The sequence below is a fragment of the Rhizobium rhododendri genome, assembly GCF_007000325.2.
Lineage (GTDB): Bacteria > Pseudomonadota > Alphaproteobacteria > Rhizobiales > Rhizobiaceae > Rhizobium > Rhizobium rhododendri.
Window position 1 is genome coordinate 1,377,809 of record NZ_CP117268.1, and the last position, 17,482, is coordinate 1,395,290.

General features: G+C 59.6%; 17 protein-coding genes and 1 tRNA gene. 10 read left to right on the top strand and 8 right to left on the bottom strand.

Translation table 11 applies throughout. From position 1 onward, the window contains the following. Window positions 1–10: 10 nt before the first annotated feature. Window positions 11–100 (bottom strand): K(+)-transporting ATPase subunit F, encoded by a 90-nt coding sequence (gene kdpF, locus PR018_RS24130; protein WP_111221508.1) that lies wholly within the window; start codon window positions 98–100, stop codon window positions 11–13. A 398-nt stretch (window positions 101–498) separates the two neighbouring features. Beyond that, the gene (locus PR018_RS24135; protein ID WP_142831328.1) at window positions 499–1,296 is read right to left on the bottom strand and encodes an NAD-dependent epimerase/dehydratase family protein; all 798 of its coding nucleotides are present in this window, start codon (window positions 1,294–1,296) and stop codon (window positions 499–501) included. A gap of 143 nt (window positions 1,297–1,439) precedes the next feature. Between PR018_RS24135 and PR018_RS24140 the strand changes: the two genes are divergently transcribed. The 8 genes from PR018_RS24140 (at window position 1,440) to PR018_RS24175 (ending at window position 8,570) form a co-directional block, all read left to right on the top strand. Next, window positions 1,440–2,177 carry a FadR/GntR family transcriptional regulator gene (locus PR018_RS24140; RefSeq protein ID WP_142831329.1) on the top strand — a complete coding sequence of 246 codons (738 nt, stop codon included), beginning with the start codon at window positions 1,440–1,442 and terminating at the stop codon, window positions 2,175–2,177. 69 nt (window positions 2,178–2,246) lie between these two features. Beyond that, window positions 2,247–3,152 (top strand): 5-dehydro-4-deoxyglucarate dehydratase, encoded by a 906-nt coding sequence (gene kdgD, locus PR018_RS24145; protein WP_142831330.1) that lies wholly within the window; start codon window positions 2,247–2,249, stop codon window positions 3,150–3,152. A 4-nt stretch (window positions 3,153–3,156) separates the two neighbouring features. Next, window positions 3,157–4,293, top strand: a complete 1,137-nt coding sequence (locus PR018_RS24150) for a mandelate racemase/muconate lactonizing enzyme family protein (RefSeq protein ID WP_142831331.1) — start codon at window positions 3,157–3,159, stop codon at window positions 4,291–4,293. Window position 4,294: 1 nt separating this feature from the next. Further along, a complete protein-coding gene (locus tag PR018_RS24155) occupies window positions 4,295–5,176 on the top strand; it encodes an amidohydrolase family protein (RefSeq protein WP_142831332.1) in 882 nt (293 codons plus the stop codon). A gap of 176 nt (window positions 5,177–5,352) precedes the next feature. Continuing rightward, window positions 5,353–6,327, top strand: a complete 975-nt coding sequence (locus tag PR018_RS24160) for a TRAP transporter substrate-binding protein (RefSeq protein ID WP_142831333.1) — start codon at window positions 5,353–5,355, stop codon at window positions 6,325–6,327. Between the two features lie 98 nt (window positions 6,328–6,425). Continuing rightward, a complete protein-coding gene (locus PR018_RS24165) occupies window positions 6,426–7,001 on the top strand; it encodes a TRAP transporter small permease (RefSeq protein WP_142831334.1) in 576 nt (191 codons plus the stop codon). Continuing rightward, the gene (locus PR018_RS24170; RefSeq protein ID WP_142831335.1) at window positions 6,992–8,272 is read left to right on the top strand and encodes a TRAP transporter large permease; all 1,281 of its coding nucleotides are present in this window, start codon (window positions 6,992–6,994) and stop codon (window positions 8,270–8,272) included. Before PR018_RS24165 ends, PR018_RS24170 begins: the two co-directional genes overlap by 10 nt. 222 nt (window positions 8,273–8,494) lie before the next feature. Next, window positions 8,495–8,570 (top strand) — tRNA-Val (locus PR018_RS24175). Between the two features lie 300 nt (window positions 8,571–8,870). Here PR018_RS24175 and PR018_RS24180 read toward each other — a convergent pair. Together PR018_RS24180 and PR018_RS24185 are read right to left on the bottom strand one after the other, a co-directional pair. Continuing rightward, window positions 8,871–10,232 (bottom strand): HipA domain-containing protein, encoded by a 1,362-nt coding sequence (locus PR018_RS24180; RefSeq protein WP_142831336.1) that lies wholly within the window; start codon window positions 10,230–10,232, stop codon window positions 8,871–8,873. Then, window positions 10,229–10,837 (bottom strand): helix-turn-helix transcriptional regulator, encoded by a 609-nt coding sequence (locus PR018_RS24185; RefSeq protein ID WP_202617196.1) that lies wholly within the window; start codon window positions 10,835–10,837, stop codon window positions 10,229–10,231. The genes PR018_RS24180 and PR018_RS24185 overlap by 4 nt, the downstream gene beginning before the upstream one ends. Before the next feature lie 468 nt (window positions 10,838–11,305). Here PR018_RS24185 and PR018_RS24190 point away from each other — a divergent pair, with 468 nt between their 5' ends. Beyond that, window positions 11,306–12,169 (top strand): acyltransferase family protein, encoded by an 864-nt coding sequence (locus PR018_RS24190; RefSeq protein WP_279621449.1) that lies wholly within the window; start codon window positions 11,306–11,308, stop codon window positions 12,167–12,169. Here the strand turns inward: PR018_RS24190 and PR018_RS24195 are convergent. Then, complete coding sequence (locus tag PR018_RS24195; protein WP_142832625.1) at window positions 12,107–13,261, bottom strand: IS4 family transposase; 1,155 nt, start codon at window positions 13,259–13,261, stop codon at window positions 12,107–12,109. The two genes, PR018_RS24190 and PR018_RS24195, sit on opposite strands and share 63 nt — an antisense overlap. Before the next feature lie 146 nt (window positions 13,262–13,407). Here PR018_RS24195 and PR018_RS24200 point away from each other — a divergent pair, with 146 nt between their 5' ends. Further along, window positions 13,408–13,545, top strand: coding sequence for a hypothetical protein (locus PR018_RS24200; protein ID WP_153816492.1), 138 nt, complete (start codon window positions 13,408–13,410; stop codon window positions 13,543–13,545). Window positions 13,546–13,651: 106 nt separating this feature from the next. Here PR018_RS24200 and PR018_RS24205 read toward each other — a convergent pair whose 3' ends face one another. The 3 genes from PR018_RS24205 to PR018_RS24215 all read right to left on the bottom strand — a co-directional run bounded on the left by PR018_RS24205 (window position 13,652) and on the right by PR018_RS24215 (window position 17,376). Next, complete coding sequence (locus tag PR018_RS24205) at window positions 13,652–14,437, bottom strand: class I SAM-dependent methyltransferase (RefSeq protein WP_142831443.1); 786 nt, start codon at window positions 14,435–14,437, stop codon at window positions 13,652–13,654. Between the two features lie 227 nt (window positions 14,438–14,664). Beyond that, window positions 14,665–15,759, bottom strand: a complete 1,095-nt coding sequence (locus PR018_RS24210; protein WP_425064173.1) for a porin — start codon at window positions 15,757–15,759, stop codon at window positions 14,665–14,667. A 468-nt stretch (window positions 15,760–16,227) separates the two neighbouring features. Beyond that, the gene (locus PR018_RS24215; protein WP_142831441.1) at window positions 16,228–17,376 is read right to left on the bottom strand and encodes an ROK family transcriptional regulator; all 1,149 of its coding nucleotides are present in this window, start codon (window positions 17,374–17,376) and stop codon (window positions 16,228–16,230) included. Window positions 17,377–17,482 lie beyond the last annotated feature (106 nt).

A 17,482-nucleotide genomic window follows, 5' to 3' on the forward strand; every position in this document is an offset into this window, starting at 1 on the left:
GCCGGGCGGATCAGAAGCGCTCTGGGCGAATGAGGGCATAGGTGAGATAGACCGTCAGGAAGACGGTCACCGCACCGCTCAAAATGTAGTCGAACAGCATGGGTGTTATTCCTCTTCAGAGACGGTCGCAGGCTTTGGTGTAGGCAAAACAAAGCCCGAAAAAGATGATGACGATGCCAAGCATGGCGATATCCATCGCGCGCATGTCCTTTCAGATTGTCGAGAAACAGGGAGCCACAGGGCTTACGCCCGGCGAGAAAGCACGCGCTTCCCGCACCAATGATATGTACCCGATCCGCATAAACGTTCGAGACGTGATCGCGGCGGCCCATATAAAAAAGCTATAAAGATTTGGAGGTTTTGCAGTCTGCGTGGGCTCGGGGGCAGAGAGCGCTCGCAAAAAAAATGCGGCATGCGTGTGACACAGCCGCGAGCAGAGGCCGCGACTGCGGGCTGTCTCGAGGAGGCAGCCGGGTTTAGCGGGTGGGCAGAGTTGCCTCAATCCTCGACGAAGATCGGATCCTGCGTGAACTGCCCGCCCTGGTAGACGGCCATGGGCGAACGGGGATCGGGGCGAACGACGGCCGCGTCCAGCTCGGCACGAAAGCGCTCGGCATTGTCCTTCGGATGCCAACCCAGGAAGGAGGCGGCGGAATTGTCCCACCAGCGGCTGTCATTGTCCGACACGCCCCAGATGATCGGGCATCCCAGCATCGGCGCGCGAAAGACGCAGCCGATCAGGCTGGCAAAATCGTCAAAGGACATCCAAGTCGACAGCATCCGATGATTGGATGGCTTTTCCATGCAGCTGCCGATCCGCACGATGGCAGTCTCCTGCTGGAACTTGTCGAAGTACATGTGCGCGAGGGCCTCGCCGAAACATTTCGACACGCCATAAAGCCCGTCGGGGCGCATCGGCGCGACTGTGTCGAGGTGCTGATCCTGCCTGTAGAAACCGACGGTGTGGTTCGAGCTCGCAAACAGGATGCGCGGCTTTCCGTGGGCACGGGCCGCCTCGTAGAGATTGTAGAGGCCGAGCAGGTTGGCATTCAGGATCTTGGAAAACTTGTCTTCGACGGAGATGCCGCCCAGATGCAGGATACCTTCACAACCCTCCACGAGCCGATCGACGGCCTCGGCATCGCTGAGGTCGCAGGTCACCACTTCCTCGTGGGCTTCAGCCTTACCGAGCTCGACGATATCCGACAGCCGGATGACATCCGCCATCGACGCCAGACGTGTGCGCATTGCCCGGCCCAAACCGCCGGCAGCGCCGGTCACCAGCAATCTCTTCATATCCAACTCCTCCAAACCCATTCCAACTCATCATACATGTTGGCGGATTTGCGTCAACGATGCAGCTTCGTCATGGCTTATGTCGCCGATATGATATAGGCATTTCCACGATAGAAGTCTTGCAGATCGAAGGAACCGACGGCGTGGCCCTACAGCCTAAGTCACAAACCGAAGCAAAGTCGCAGACCCTGGTGGCCCGTCTCAGCGACACATTGCGCCGCGCCATCGCCGCCGGCCAGTTCCCCCCGGGCAGCAAGCTGCCGAGCGAAGCGCAACTGACCGAAACCCACGGGGTCAGCCGAACGGTGGTGCGCGAAGCCATCGCTGCTCTTCGCGCCGACCGCTTGGTCGAGGCGCAACAGGGTGCAGGTGTCTTCGTGCTGGACCCGCCTGCCCAGATCCAGGCCTTCGGCAGCCTCGATCACGCCCGTGTTTCCTCGGTTATCGAGCTTCTGGAGTTAAGAACAGCCGTCGAAGTCGAGGCGGCGGGCCTTGCTGCCCTACGCCGATCGCCGGCCCAGGAAGAGGCTATCTTCGAGCGCCACCACGCCGTGCGCGACTGTCTCGACGCCGGGGTGCCGACCAGCGAGGCCGACTTCGCGCTGCATCTGGCCATCGCCGAAGCGACCAATAACGGTCGGTTTCGCGAATTCCTGTCGATGATCGGACCGCGCATCATTCCCCGTGCTGCCATCCGTGACGGAGAGAACGAAGCCGACCAGTCGACCTACATCCTCCTCATCGACGACGAGCATCAACAGATCGTCGCCGCCATTTCTGCCGGCGACGAGGAAGCCGCCCGGGCCGCCATGCGCCGCCACCTCAGGGGCAGCCAGGACCGCTACCGCACACTGTTGCGCGGGCAACGCAAACCTGTATGATGAGTTGTTGACAATGGGCTCTGCTGCCTATACGACAAATGCAGCTGGAGGAGCCTGGAGGGGAACCCGATGACACCACAAGAAATCAAGACCGCGCTTGGTGCCGGCCTTCTATCCTTTCCCGTCACCCATTTCGGGGCGGACGAAAAATTCCAGCCGGAAAGCTATCAGCGCCACATCGAATGGCTTTCCAGCTACGATGCGCCGGTGCTTTTTGCAGCTGGCGGCACTGGCGAGTTCTTCTCGCTGTCGCCCGATGAAATTCCGGCAATCGTCAAGGCCGCCAAGGAAGCGGCCGGCTCGACCGCCATCGTCTCCGGCTGTGGCTTCGGCGCCCATGTCGGCGTCGAACTGGCGCAGGCCGTAGAGAAGGCAGGCGCCGATGGCATCCTGCTGCTGCCGCATTACCTGATCGATGCGCCGCAGGAAGGTCTTTTCACCCACATCAAGCGCATCTGCCAGTCGGTCGATATCGGCGTCATGGTCTATAACCGCGACAACTCGGTGCTGTCGGTCGACACCCTGCAGCGTCTTTGCGATGCTTGCCCTAATCTGGTGGGCTTCAAGGATGGCACCGGCGAGATCGGCAACGTCCGCCAGATCACCGCGACCCTCGGCGATCGTCTCACCTATCTCGGCGGGATGCCGACGGCCGAGCTTTTCGCCGAAGCCTATCTCGGCGCCGGCTTTACCACCTACTCGTCGGCCGTCTTCAACTTCGTGCCGGATCTTGCCGTCGACTTTTACAAAGCACTCCGTTCCGGCGATCGTGCCCGTTGCGAGACGATCCTCAAGGACTTCTTCTATCCGTTCATGGCGATCCGCAATCGCCGCAAGGGCTATGCCGTCGCTGCCATCAAGGCCGGCGTGCGGCTGCAGGGTTTCGATGCCGGCAAGGTCAGGCCGCCGCTGGAAGACCTGACGCGGGACGAAGAGGCCATGCTCGAGAAGCTCATTTCGCCCTGGAAGCGCTAGGCCGATGAAGATCGCTGCCGTCAACACGCACCTGCTCGAATACCGCCTGCCGGTGCCCTTCGAAAGTGCATCGATGCGCTTCGACCGCCGCGCGCATATGCTCGTCGAGATCGTTTGCGACGACGGCACGATCGGATGGGGCGAATGCCTCGGCCCCGCGCGACCGAATGCGGCAGTTGTGGCTGCCTATACAAGCCGGCTGATCGGTGCCGATCCACTGGAGACCGAAAAGATCTGGGCGGTCCTCTACAACGCGCTGCGCGACCAGGGCCAACGAGGCCTTTCCATTACCGCCCTGTCCGGCATCGACATTGCGCTCTGGGATATCAAGGGTAAGCATTTCGGCGTGCCGATCTCCACCCTTCTGGGCGGTCGTTTCCGCAAGAGCGTCCGCGCTTATGCCACCGGCAGCTTCAAACGCGATGGCGTCGACCGGATTGAGGACAATGCCAACGAGATGGGAACCCATGCCAAGGCAGGGTTTCATGCGGTCAAGATCAAGATCGGTTTCGATGTCGAGGAGGACCTGCGCGTCATCCGCGCCGTGCGCGAAGCCATCGGACCGCACACCCGGCTGATGATCGACGCCAACCACGGCTACGATGTCATCGAGGCAGTGTCGCTCGGCAAGCGCGCCGCCGAACACGGCATCGACTGGTTCGAGGAGCCCGTCGTGCCGGAACAACTGGGCGCCTATCGCGCGGTGCGCGCAGGCCAGCCTATCCCGGTGGCGGGAGGCGAGACCTGGCACACGCGCTGGGGCATGCAGGAGCCCATCGAGAGCCGCGCCATCGACATCATCCAGCCGGACCTTTGCGGCGTAGGCGGTTTCACCGAAGCCCGCCGCATCGCCGACATGGCGGCGCTGCATGGCGTGCGCGTCGTGCCGCATGTCTGGGGCACTGCGGTCCATATCGCCGCAGCACTGCAGTTCATGGCGTCGATGATCCCCAACCCGGTGCGGGTCAATCCTATCGAGCCGATCCTCGAATTCGACCGCACCGACAATCCTTTCCGCCAGGCCGTCATCACGACGCCCATCGAACACGTCGACGGCGTCGTGGCGATACCGGATGGTCCGGGGCTCGGCATCGAGATCGACCGCGCGGCACTCGCCGAGTTCCGCATGGGAGACGACTGACATGCTCGTCCGCCCCCTCTCCGGCCGCAAGCCGCGCATCGCCCTTCCCGCCGGTGCGATCGACAGCCAGACGCATATGTACCTGCCCGGCTTCCCGGCACTTCCCGGCGGACCGCCTCTGCCCGCCGACGACCTGCCGACACCATCGCAATATCGTCAGCTGATGGGGTGGCTCGGCATCGAGCGCGTGGTGATCACGCAGGGCAATTCCCACCAGCGCGCCAATGGCAACCTGATGGCCTGCCTGGCCGAAATGGGCAGCAGCGCTCGCGGCGTTGCGGTCATCGATGCAGACACGACCGACGCCGAACTCGACGCGCTCGCTAAGGCCGGCGTCGTGGGAGCGCGGATCATGGATCTGCCTGGCGGGGGGATCGGGCTGGAGGCTCTCGAGGATATTGACGCAAAGGCAAATGTCCGGGGCTGGATGCTGGCGATACAGTTCGACGGCAGCGACATCATCAGCCATGAACCGCGGCTCGCGACGCTGAAATCACGGTGGGTTCTCGATCATCACGGCAAGTTTTTTGCGGGCGCGGCGCCTGACGGACCAGAGGTCGCAGCGCTGAAGCGGCTCATCGATGGCGGCCGTTGCTGGTTTAAGTTTGCCGGCTGCTATGAATCGTCGAAATCCGGCGGTCCTGACTTTGCCGATATCGCGGCGGTCGCCCGTGCAATCGCAACCCATGCGCCGGAGCGGATCGTCTGGGGCACCAACTGGCCGCACAATCTGGCGCGGGAGCAGGAGCAATATCCTGACGATGCTGCGCTGGCGGATACCGTGCTTGGCTGGCTTTCGGATGACCATGCCCGAAAGCTGGCATTGGTCGATAATCCGCAGCAGCTTTTTGGATTTTTGCCTGCCAACGGCACGGTGGCTTGAGGTTTTGCCGGAACGGGGAGGTTTCGGCATCGGCATGGGAGGACAGCGGGGCGTCGAGTAGCGTTTGAACGTCCCGATCCCCTGCAACATCGATTTCTACGCCTAACCGGCGCCTCGCTCTCTGACAGAGCCAAAGCGCACGGCCATTTTGTTTCGTACTGGGAGAGAGAGAAACAATGACGCACAGCAAGATCATCACTGCTGCCTTTGCCGGCCTGCTGGCACTCGGCACGTTCGCGCCGGCACAGGCGCGCCAGTTCCGCTCGGCCGACGTCCAGGCACCGGACTACCCGACCGTCAAAGCCGTGCAGTTCATGAGCGACGCGCTCAGCAAGGCGTCGGACGGAAAATATACCATCAAGGTGTTCCCGAACTCGCAGCTCGGCAGCGAGAAGGACACGATCGAGCAGGTCAAGCTCGGCGCGCTGGACTTCATCCGCGTCAATGCCGGAACGCTGAACACCATTTGCCCGGCGATGATGGTGCCGGTCCTGCCCTTCATGTTCCACGACAAGGCGCAGATGCGCACAGTGCTCGACGGGCCGATCGGCGACAAGATCCTCGCCGATTGCGATGCCCACGGACTGGTCGGCCTTGCCTTCTACGATTCCGGCTCGCGTTCCTTCTACACCACCAAGCCGGTGCGCAAGATGGAAGACCTGAAGGGCATGAAGATCCGCGTCCAGCAGTCGGATGTCTGGGTGGCGATGATGAAGGCGCTCGGCGCCAACGCCACGCCTATGCCGACGGGTGAAGTCTATACCGGCCTGAAGACGGGGCTGATCGACGGTGCCGAAAACAACTGGCCGAGCTACTACAACTTCCACCACTATGAGCTGGCGAAGTATTACTCGCTCACCGAACACTCGATGTCCCCGGATGTCCTGTTGATGTCGAAGCGCGTCTACGACAGCTTCACACCGGCCGAACAGACGCAGGTCCGCCAGCTCGCCAAACAATCGGTCACCTATATGCGCCAGCTCTGGGACGCCATGGAAACGACGTCCGAAGAGAAGGTCAAGGCATCCGGCGTCGAGGTCATCACCATCGACAAGACACCGTTCGAGGCCGCGATGAAGCCGATCTACGATCAGTTCGTCACCGATCCCGCCCTGAAGGACATGATCACCGCCATCAAGGCCACGAAATAACGTCTCCGCCGGCGCGTGACAGCGCGTCGGCCCTGACCACTGCGTGGCGGTGACGGCTATCCACTCCGCCTGACGATCATCATCCGAGGAGACCGCCCATGGCTGCGCATCCGCATGCACCGCCCATCGACCCCGCGCGTGCCGAGACGATCCGGACGACCGTCAATACGACGGGCCCGCTTGGCCGCTTCTTCGCCTTCAACGCCTGGCTCTCGCGGATCTGCCTGAAATTTGCGGTGCTCGGTACGCTGCTGATCGTTGCGGCCGTCCTCTACCAGATCTTCGGGCGCTACGTGCTGAACGACTCGCCGGCCTGGACGGAAATCTTCGCGCTGGTCGTCATTCTCTATGTCACCTGCTTTGCGGCGGCCGTCGGCGTGCGCGACGGGCGGCATATCGGCATGGATTCGCTGCTCAATCTGGCGCCCGAGCCATTTCGGATGGCTGCAGAGATCATCGTCTATCTCGGCATGATCGTCTTCGGATTGTCGATGGCCTACAGCGGCGCCGAGCTTGCGGTGGAGATGGCACCCTACCTCAATGCCGGCCTGCCGATTTCACAGGCTTGGAGTTACGTGCCGCTGGCCGCCGGCGGCCTTTTGATCGCCCTATTCGCCGTCGAACGCATCATCGCCGCCATCCTGAAAATCAAGGTAATCCCCTCATGGCATTGATCATTCTCTGCGCGACCTTCGTCGTAGGCCTGATACTCGGCATGCCGGTGGTCTTTGCCATCGGCCTCTCCTCCATTGCCACCGTGCTTTATGAGGGCCTGCCACTGGCGGTCGTCTTCCAGCGCATGGCGTCTGGCATGGGGACATTCTCCTTCCTGACGATCCCGTTCTTTATCTTCACCGGTGAGCTGATGATGTATGGCGGCATTGCCGACCGCATCATCCGCGCCTCTAAGGCGATGGTCGGCCATGTCAGGGGCGGTCTCGGCATGACCAATGTCGTAGCCTGCACGATGTTCGGGGGCGTTTCCGGATCGCCTGTCGCCGACGTCTCCGCCATGGGCTCGGCGCTCATTCCGCTGATGAAGCGCGAAGGCATCGATGCCGATTATGCGGTCAACGTCACCACCTATTCCTCTCTCGTCGGCGCTCTCATGCCGACAAGCCACAACATGATCATCTATTCGCTGGCGGCCGGCGGCCTCGTCTCGATGAATTCGCTGATCATGGCCGGCGCGATTCCCGCCCTGATTCTCACCATCGCCAACCTGATGACCGCCTACTTCGTGGCGCGGTCGCGCGGCTATGCCAAGGGCGTCTTCCCCGGCTGGACCGAAGTCTGGCGAAGCCTTGCGGCAGCCGTGCCCGGCCTCTTCATCATCGTCATCATCGTCGGCGGCATCCTTTCGGGCGTCTTTACCGCCGCAGAAGCTGGCGCCGTCGCCGTACTCTATGCCCTTTTGTTGACGGTGTTCGTCTATCGCACGTTGTCCTTTGAGAGCTTCCTGAAGGCGGTGGCCAAGGCGACGAAAACCACGGGCGTGGTGCTGCTTCTGATCGGCATTTCCACCATGTTCGGCTACCTCATGAGCATCTACGGCGTTGCCGACATGGCCGGCGATGCGCTCAGCCATATCAGCACGCAGCCCTGGGTGATCTTCATCCTCGTCAACATCGCGCTGTTCATCTTCGGCATCTTCCTCGATATGGCCGCCCATATCCTGGTGTGCACGCCGATCTTCCTGCCGATCGTCACCCATTACGGCATGGATCCCGTCCAGTTCGGCATCATTGTACTCTTGAACTCGACCATCGGCCTCAACACACCACCGGTTGGAGCAGCATTCTACCTCGGCTGCGCCATCGGCGAAGTACCGGTCAGCACGGTGGTAAAGTCGATCTGGCCGTTCATGCTCGCACTCTGGGTGACGCTGATGATCGTAACGCTGGTTCCGGAAACGTCCATGCTGGTGCAGGATATCTTCCGATAAGCTGGGCCGCCGGAACCACCGGATCCCCTGATCGGGAGGCCACTGTATGACCGGCCGAGTGGCGATAGACGGTCGCCCTGACAGGCGAGGGAATTTGCGACCGACCGCTGTCACCACCCGAAAAAAAGCCGAGAATTATGAACATTCGCTCTTGCAGATTTTTTTCGCAAAGACTAGAAAGCGGCCACCGAACGCAGCTGGAAGTTTCCCAGCGAATGCGACGGGCGATTAGCTCAGTTGGTAGAGCGCCTCGTTTACACCGAGGATGTCGGCGGTTCGAGTCCGTCATCGCCCACCATCTCACCAAAATCATATTTTCTTTGACTTTTATTTGGCTTTTCCACCGCCAAAAGTGGGACAATTTCCGTCTTTTCGTACTCTGCCCGACGATGTCGGCGCCCGCTATTCTGCCCCTACGAAATCCCGCATGAGGCCTGGCTGGTCGAACACATCAAAGTTCTGCATCCCGGGTCACGGAGTTCTGCCTGCGCGTCTGAGCGATTAGCTGAGAGCTGCGTGGCTTGCCAAAGGCTCTTGTTGGCCAGTGTCGAAACGACGCTACTTCACCGCCGCCGTCGTCAAGGCTATGCCGCCGCAATCAACTTAACAGCCATCCGCCACCTCTGCCGATAAAGGCATCGCGATCCCTCGCTTTCTCTGGAACCTCCAGTCCGAACGCATCGAAAAGCGTCCTGATGTTCGATGCGATGAGATCCGCAAGCCGTTTCAGGCCGCGTTGTCCAAGATCGTCTAGATGGTCGTCAAGCTCGCCGCCAATGGATGTGGTGTAGTTGACGCGGATGCGCCGGCGCGCGGCGGCACCATCGACACCAAGCGTCTTGAGGAATAAGTCGAAATTGTCGGTCGTTATCTCGTCGAGCGTCTCCGCTTCGCCGATCCGATAGGCGAGCTCATCCGTTAAAGCCTCATCCAGTCGAGTTGGCAGGATGTCATAGCGTGGCGCCATGCGTATGCGACCTCCCCGCTCGTAAAGCAGGGCGAAGTTCTTGGCATGACCGTCGGCGTTGCCGACCAGGAGATCAAACAGTGTCGCCCGGATGAAAATCTCCTTGGCGCCGGCCGGATCAATCGTCGCTTCGAGGACTCGTCGGATCGCAGACACGTCGAAGCGGCGGTTGCCTGCCCCACGTCGTTCGTATTTCAGGGACGCAGGCAAGCCCAAGGCCTGGGCAAAGTCCTCTTGATGGATTCGGACGATGCGGTTTTGCTGGTTAAGGGCCCGGTCAAATCGGGTCACAAGCAGCGTATTAAGCCCGCCGAGTGGCAAAACCACCGTGTCGGCGGTATCGGAACCGAGCGACCGCGACAGGCGCATTGCCTCGTTCTCAAGAAGGGCGTCTTGCAGATGGTCCTGGTCCGGCACCTTGAGGATATGTGTGGTCGGTGCGCCTGAGCCTGGAACAGGCTCGGCAAGTGATCCGTCCGGCAGGAGTGTCAGAGCGATCTTGCTCTGCATGCCTGCCAGGGGCGACGGGTCTTCTATTCCAGCAGGCAAGCGTTTGCGCTTGTGTAGCGCATCGACGATCGCCTCAAGGCGGTTGAGGTCGAGCGGAAGGTAATCTTTTCCGTATTCGCCGGGCACCTTTGTCGGTGCCGCGCCGGCCGGCAGGATGGAGAGCGCACCGGCGCAATCCTTGCCGAGATGGTACAGAAGCCCCACAACATCGTCACGCGACAGTCCCTCGCGCGCCATGATGTCCGACAACGCGCTGTCCCGCTCTTGTAGCAGATTGTCGAAGAATGGCCGAGCAACCAAATCTTCAAATGGATTTGTCCCAAGCGGTAAGGATAGCGACAACGGCGTGGCATCGCTACGGGAAACATAGTCGCTGCGATAGGCGAATGCGATTGCGCCGTTTGGATCGCGTACCAGAATGCCGACAGGGTGGTCGTAGCCGTCGAGGCGAACATCAAGAGCCAGAACATCCATCGACGTCATCGGTCTCTTGCAAACATCGAGATGCCGGCGGCCCGCAGCACCGTCAGCACCTTGTCGAATTCGAGCGTTGCCTTGCCGTTTTCAAGTTCGGAAATGAACCGTCGACCAACGCCGGCTAGGTCCGCAAAGGCTTGCTGGGAAAGCCCGCGCGTTTCTCGGGCACGGCGTATCATTTGGCCGAGATCGCCCGGCGTGTTGATCTGCGTGGCTTTCTTGGGTGCGCTTGAAAGGTTTGAGTGAGGCACGTCCGGGCAGGTGTCCGCCATCGTTGGCGGGATATACGACGGCAAGTCGTCGAGAGGCCGCGGTAGCGAGGCCTGTATCCTTTGCGAAGGATCGGGGAGCTTAAGATCGACCTTTGGGGGCGAGACCTTGAACCTCTCCATGATCTTCCCGGTCTCGCTGATCTGCGATAATACCTTGGCGATCTCTCCGGCCGACGATATCGTTTTGATGATGCTGCTATGGGCGGCCATACTTTCGTTGATGCGTTTGATCACATCGGCAGAAGCTTCGCCGGCCGCCAGCCGTCGCGCCAAATCCTGGACATTATCAGTGCCAACAAGAGCGTGCTGTTTCTTCGGAAATTTAGGGTTCTTTGCCATATTTCGCTCCCGAGCGGGAACATAGCAGCGGAGGTCCGCCAAATCAATGGACATTGATCCCGTATGGGAGCAACTCAGTCATTGATCCTGTACGGGATCATAAGTCGCACAATTGAATAATACCGTAGTGGTCTGCACCCGATCGGGAGCAGCTTGATAAACTCGAACAACGTATCTGGTGTGTGTGATGCCATCCTCGTCATGTGAGAAAGGCAGGCTTTCACAGCCTATTCTTCGCCTCACTGTTTATCACGCGATAGACCATTAGTTGGCTCGAAGACGAGCCGTGGCGAGGCTTTCAGCTGGTCAAACTGACCACCATGCTACACCAGTCAACGAGGATGGCATGACGCAACGGGCGATGGTGGCAAAATCAGCCACCGCCACCCCAATGACAGAACAGCACAATATGGTCACGTCACGGGGCTATCGGTCGTCTTTGAAGAGCAACCGTACCTGGATTTCATTTTGGAAAAATTACGTTCTGTACAGAGCCTGAGGGCAATTGCAGCCCTTCTTGTCCTTTTCTATCATTTAAGCGACGGCGCTTTTGATGCTGGTGGAGCTGGCATCGACATATTCTTTTTGATCTCGGGCTTCATCATGGGCACCGTCGGGACGCGCGAGACGCCGCGTGTTTTCCTGGCCAGAAGATTGCTGAGGATAGCCCCGCTCTACTGGCTCGTCACCTTTGCCGTCTGCGGCGCATCGGCCCTCGGCCTACTGTCAAACTTCTCGTTCGATGCCCGGCGGATCATCCTGTCGATGCTGTTCATTCCGCATTTCGACCCCGGCGGTCACATCTGGCCGCTGTTCGTGCCGGGCTGGACGCTGAACCTCGAAATGCTGTTTTATGCCGTCTTTGCGGCAGCGCTTTTCACCACCCGTCCGATTGTGGTCGCCTCCGCCCTGCTCTGCGCACTGGTCGCCCTCGGCCTCTACGACTGGCAGGCGCCCGCCATGATCCAGTGGACCACGCCGATGCTGCTGGAGTTTGTCCTCGGTCTCGGCATTTCACAGTTGCGCAAACCCATCCCCGCTGGCGTCGCACTGATAGGCCTGGCCGGCAGCGTCGTCCTCCTGGCCGCAACAGCCTTTGCCCACATCGACATGACGCCCTACCGCATTATCGTCTGGGGGCTACCCGCCGGGCTGCTGCTTGCAAGCTGCATTGCGCTCGAGGATTGCGGGCGCTGGCCCGCGCGCCTGCTGTCGCCTCTGGAGAAACTCGGCGATGCGTCCTATTCGCTCTCTCAGGAATCCCCTCATTCAAATGATCCCGAAAGTACGTTTGAGGATTTGATGGTCGCGGAAGAGCGTCTCGAACTGTAGGATGAGAGGGCGTAATCTTTCCTCGGGCATGTTGGGGATCAGTTGATAGTACATCACGCCCTGCCGGAAGAGTGAATGCACGCGTCGCGATGTCGTGCTCGTGCGCAGATGGCGGTCGTAGCCGATGGCCTCTCCGGCAGCGCCCAGCAGGGTTAGGAGCACAATGGCAAGAGCGGCGATCAACCACAGCCTGTCGCGCCGAGCGGGCGTGGAGACGCGGGTTGCCGACATGCCCATCCCGAACCGCCAATCCTTGGCATCGCGAAACGCGCATTCGATGCCCCAGCGCCGGGAGTAAAGATCAATGAGGATCTTTGCCGTCACCTTGGTCAGGCTGGTTGCGAGGCACCATGGCTCTTTCATGTCCTTGGCGTGGACGCACACGACCGCACCGACGGGGCATCCCTGCGCCGTGACTGTCGCCTCGCGCAGCAGCCTGGCACGTCCCGAGGGGCCGATCCACTCCTTCGCCGGACGGCTCTCACCGCCGGTCGTCACCTGGATGTTGCCGCGAAAGCGGATGACATAGTCGAAGTGCAGCTCGTCCTTTAGGACGCCGTAGAGCTTGGCGTCGCCAAAGCCGCGATCGGCGACGAGCAGCACCTTCACTTCTGTTGGCAACAGCTCGGCAAGCCGGGTCACGATCCAGTATTCATACTGATTGCGCCGCGCTTTCAGCTCCGCCTTGCGTACCGTCAACCACAGGAGTGGCGTCGCCCGGCCATGTTCGGTAAGCAGCGACAGCATCAGGGTCGAGTGCCCGTCGGCATCGAAGTCGGTCCAGTCCATGGCGACGACGATATCGGTGCGGCTACCAAGACAATAGTCGGCCCAGTCGGCCATCAGCGCGTCGACTTCGATCCCGTCGTTCGACAGCATCCGGTCGACCTGCTTGATCGCATGACGCGAGAGCCCTCCTTCGGCCAGCGCAAGACCGTGGCCAATCGCGCTCACCGCCAGCGACGACGCCTGCAGCGTGCCAACCGTCGCCTTCGCCAGCGACGTTACCCGCTTCGCGTGCAGGCCCTCGCCAAAAAGTTCGTCAACAAAGGAATGCACCGCTTCAGAAGAAAACTCCGCCTTGCCGTTCATCTGACTCTGCTCTCCGTTCGAACGGAAATGCAGAATCATCTTTCCCGCCCTACGTCATCTCAAAATGAGGGGATGCCTGAGATTCGCTCTATCTCACCCACGGCATCGTGCTCGCCGCCGTCCTCAAGTTCGACCGGTTGGGCCACATGAACGCCATCGTTTCAATCGTCGCTGCCCTTGCCATCGCAGAAGTCTGTTACCTGCTGGTGGAACGCCCGATCAACCGCCTTGCCTCGAAGTCCAGCTGGACGAAGCTCGAACGACCAAAATCGCAGGATTTGTAGCGAAACGGCCCCTGCCGCATCACCGCCATGCAAGAGGGTTCATTGCGAAACCGTAGGCAGATCCGGCGTGCTGATGTTCTCGTCCCAGGATCGGTCAACGACGAGCCTACGGCTTTCGTGCTCTGATGTGGAGAAAGAGTGGGGCAATGCGCGTGTCCGCCACAGATGGCTGAGATTTGGCGACTTGTTTGGTTGCGCGAGGTTCGCCAAACGCTTCAATTTGCAGCCCGGCTTCGACGATCATCGATACCCAAGTGGTCAACGTTCGATGAAATCTCGGTACCTCGAAGGGCTTCTCCGTCACTCGCTGTTCTGCGGGTATCGCGGAGAAGGTCCATCGCTCAATCTGGCCGTCCGGTTCTTCAAAATAGTCCGCGACCTGCACAGCGATGGGTTCGCCTGCTTCGTTGCGAATATTCTTCCGGGTTGGCGGTACAAAGCATGGGTGTAAAATCGAGAACTGGAAGAATCCACCCGGCTTCAATACCCTTTGCACCTCGGAGAAGACCGCTCGTTGATCTGCCATATCCATCATCGACATGAAGGCGACGACAAAATCGAAGCTCGCATCCGGAAAATCGATCGTCAGGCCATCGCCCAGCACGTAGTCGATACCGATGGGATCCTGCTGCTCCGCCTCGCGGGCATGTCGGATGAAAGTTGGCGCGATATCGAGCCCGGTAAGGTGTGCACCGAGACGTGCGACCGCACGCGTGTTCGTCCCTTCGCCACAGCCCAGGTCCAGCCCCTTCAGGTTAGCCACCGGAGGGAGCATATCCAGGAAAGCCGGCGTATTGAGAACGTCGCGATAGACATCATAGCCAGCACGGGTCAGCCGGGTCCAGGCTTCGGCGTTGGCCTCCCAGCAGTTGGCGACTTCATTTGATTTCATTTTGCATCTCCGCTCAGGTGAGCCATCAGGAACAGAGGATGTAGGCATCTCTGCGCGCCGAGAGCAGTTTTACCATTCCATCTCGGCACTCGTATGAAAGTCGTAAGCGGCACATCGAGCGCTGTTGGTCAGAACAACAAAGTTGCAGACTTCGGCTCGAAGCGTGTTGGAGAAGCCGGGCGAAATGCCAGGCTTCTCCTGTTTGTCTCAGAGTAATTGTCGTCGCACTAGAAGCTGCGTTGCAGGCGCAGGATGCCAGCCCATTGCTCCTGATTTACCGAGTCGAACTTGGTATAGGTAACTTCCGGCTCGACCAGCATGTTTTTAACCGGGCTCCACCGAATATTGGTTGTCACCTGAAGGATTTTCGAGTCGGTGAAGGCTACCTGGCCATTTGCCTGCAGTTTCTCGTCGATCGGCAGAGTGACGCCGGTCCACAATGCCCAGTCGCCCCAGCCGCACAGTTCGGCATGGCCAGCCGGGCAAGCCGACGGATCAAGGTTCGAGCCGGCATATTTGTTGAGCTTGTTGCCGTCCGTGTTCCAACCGCCCATCAGAAACGCTTTAAAGATGCCGAAATCTGCATCGACGCGCGCTTTGACGGCTCCTTCTTCAACGATAGCATCGTAACCACCGACAAAGCGGATCTGCCAGGCACCGGATTTAAAACCAATACCGGCAACGGCGTTCGGAATATATTCGTTGGTCTTGGACTGGACCCAGGCGCCGTTATAGGCGGACAGGTCAGCGCCAGAGTTCGTATCTTCCAGCGAAACGACAGCCGTGATGCCGTTTCCGGCATCGTAGTTGTAGGTAATCTGGTTGATTTCGGGCGGGCCGTCATAGACGATATCGTCGTTCATGACGTTTCCGGCGTAACCCATGTAAAGGTTATATGCCGAATCTATCTTGCCAATGGTAAAGCCAGCCAGACTGATATTGGCCCAGACCAGTTTATCGGTTGTCACGCCTTCCTGCCAGTCGAAGCGGTAGATGCTGTCTGTCTTCAGCGCGCCGTATTCGGTATCCGATGCGGTATCGACCGCGATCTGGGCGCGCGAGTGCCAAAGCGTGCCGTAGTCGCCACCCGTTCCCGGGTTATACGGATTATGCCATTTTCCCTCGGTTCGCACCGTGCCACTGATCTTGAGGCAGGTTTCAGTGCCTGGAATGAAGAAATAGCCTGCGCCATAGGCGTCGCAGAGACGAACATATTCAAGCTGCTCGGGCTCTGCAGCAATTGCTGCATCGGCTGCCTTGGCAGCGTGGGCAAGGGAGATTGCAAAGAGCGCGGACCCAAAGCCCAGAAGCGGTTTTACCATATTCACGTATCAACCCCCATAAATGTAGCAGGCTAATAATGAGCCTGCCGACAAGTGAAAATGCGCGTCAAACAGATTTGCGCGGGGGAGTGATTACAAACCGGGTCGCGAGCGCCAACGCATATCGGATGCATTTGGGCATTGCACGATCCGCTGAAACGCCAGCCGTTACACAGAAAATACGCCGACTTACTCGGTGATGCAATTTAGGTACAAAGCGATGTTGGGACATTGCTCATTTGCAACGTGCGACCCGGCAGGCAACGAGAAACCGGGTGAGCGGACTACAATTTATGGCCGCATGAGGCCGATCCATCATCAGATGGCTTCGAGTCTGGCCTGCCGTCGAACGCTGATTGGCTCGCGCCGGCGGTCCTTTATGCGTTCGCAAGCGACTATCCGTCCATGCAGCGCTGACGGGCTAGATACGTGGCGCGGGTCGGGATGCTCGAGGCTTTGAGATAGTCTCTAAAGGAAATATCGGACTTTGAGCGGCAATAGGGTGGCGCCGAGAGCTGCTGCATCGCCATCGGTCTGGCTAAGGAGAAGTTTGGCCTCCTGCGGTCCAATGTCGTAGCGGTGCTTGCGCGTCGAGGGCATGACGGCGCGTTCGATCATCATGTTTCCGAGCGCGCGAGGCAACTGGCCGCCGAGCACGATCGCCTGGGGGTCGATGACCGCAATCAAGCTTGCGATGAGCCGATTGAGTTGCGGCATTACTTCCGTCAGCCAGTCGCTGACGCCCGGCCACGCCGGATCGAACGTTTCGCAGAGCATCTCCACCGACGAGACATCAACGCCGTTCTCCAGCAGCCTTTGCATGAGATACTGAAGCGCCGGCCTGCGCGCTGCCTCATCCGCGTTGTAAATGCCGCTCAATTCGCCAGCGTTTCCATAGAAACCATGGAATGGCTTGCCATCGAGGATGAGGCCGCCGCCGAATCCGTAATTGAACGAGAGATAGGCAAATGTCTGGCACCACAGACCGACGCCGCGAAGGCTCTCGCCGATCGCGCCCGTGGTTCCATTATTCTCCAACCAGACAGGCAATCGGAATGCACTTTCCATGATCGGCTGAAGATCGATCAGGGACCATTGCCGCAATGGTTCCGGTGCATTGAAAATGTGGTTTTTCGAAACGAAAAAGCCGGACATGGAAAAGCCGAGGCCAATCAGCCGTTCGCGCGCAATTGCGTGCTTCACAAGCAACGCATCCAGTGTCCGGGTCAGGGCGACCAGTGTTTCCGTCCGGTCATGCGGTGCGATTGAAAGCTTCTCCTGGGCAACGACGCCACAGCCGAAGTCCGAGATGCACAACACCGCCGAATCGGTATTGATGGATATCCCGATCGAAAAGACTGCGGTCTTGACCAGTTCAATCGTCGGGCTTGGCTGGCCCCGGCTGCCTCGTAGCGGTTTGCCGGTCTGGAGCAACCCGCGCTCAATCAGCCCCTCGACCAGCCGGTGAACCGATTGCTGGGCCAGGTTTGTGTGCGCAGTAATTGTCGCACGCGCGATCGGCCCGTGCCGTCTGACGATATCAAGTATCAATCGCTCATTATCGCTGGCGAGAGGGCGGCGATCGAGCTCAAAAGAGGCGTCTGTTGCTGAAACCATGGCGTCTGGATTAACCGGTAGGCTTATTATCTGCAACGGTGAGTATCGCTCTCAAGCAGACTTCACGAAACTGTCATAAATATTACACCTAATGTGTAGTATTTAG

Excerpts from the sequence above, each read along its gene's own strand:
- kdpF (WP_111221508.1), bottom strand. The coding sequence starts at position 100 with ATGCTGTTCGACTACATTTTGAGCGGTGCGGTGACCGTCTTCCTGACG.
- PR018_RS24135 (WP_142831328.1), bottom strand. The coding sequence starts at position 1,296 with ATGAAGAGATTGCTGGTGACCGGCGCTGCCGGCGGTTTGGGCCGGGCA.
- kdgD (WP_142831330.1), top strand. The coding sequence starts at position 2,247 with ATGACACCACAAGAAATCAAGACCGCGCTTGGTGCCGGCCTTCTATCC.
- PR018_RS24150 (WP_142831331.1), top strand. The coding sequence starts at position 3,157 with ATGAAGATCGCTGCCGTCAACACGCACCTGCTCGAATACCGCCTGCCG.
- PR018_RS24155 (WP_142831332.1), top strand. The coding sequence starts at position 4,295 with ATGCTCGTCCGCCCCCTCTCCGGCCGCAAGCCGCGCATCGCCCTTCCC.
- PR018_RS24160 (WP_142831333.1), top strand. The coding sequence starts at position 5,353 with ATGACGCACAGCAAGATCATCACTGCTGCCTTTGCCGGCCTGCTGGCA.
- PR018_RS24165 (WP_142831334.1), top strand. The coding sequence starts at position 6,426 with ATGGCTGCGCATCCGCATGCACCGCCCATCGACCCCGCGCGTGCCGAG.
- PR018_RS24170 (WP_142831335.1), top strand. The coding sequence starts at position 6,992 with ATGGCATTGATCATTCTCTGCGCGACCTTCGTCGTAGGCCTGATACTC.
- PR018_RS24180 (WP_142831336.1), bottom strand. The coding sequence starts at position 10,232 with ATGACGTCGATGGATGTTCTGGCTCTTGATGTTCGCCTCGACGGCTAC.
- PR018_RS24185 (WP_202617196.1), bottom strand. The coding sequence starts at position 10,837 with ATGGCAAAGAACCCTAAATTTCCGAAGAAACAGCACGCTCTTGTTGGC.
- PR018_RS24195 (WP_142832625.1), bottom strand. The coding sequence starts at position 13,261 with ATGAACGGCAAGGCGGAGTTTTCTTCTGAAGCGGTGCATTCCTTTGTT.
- PR018_RS24200 (WP_153816492.1), top strand. The coding sequence starts at position 13,408 with ATGAACGCCATCGTTTCAATCGTCGCTGCCCTTGCCATCGCAGAAGTC.
- PR018_RS24205 (WP_142831443.1), bottom strand. The coding sequence starts at position 14,437 with ATGAAATCAAATGAAGTCGCCAACTGCTGGGAGGCCAACGCCGAAGCC.
- PR018_RS24210 (WP_425064173.1), bottom strand. The coding sequence starts at position 15,759 with ATGGTAAAACCGCTTCTGGGCTTTGGGTCCGCGCTCTTTGCAATCTCC.
- PR018_RS24215 (WP_142831441.1), bottom strand. The coding sequence starts at position 17,376 with ATGGTTTCAGCAACAGACGCCTCTTTTGAGCTCGATCGCCGCCCTCTC.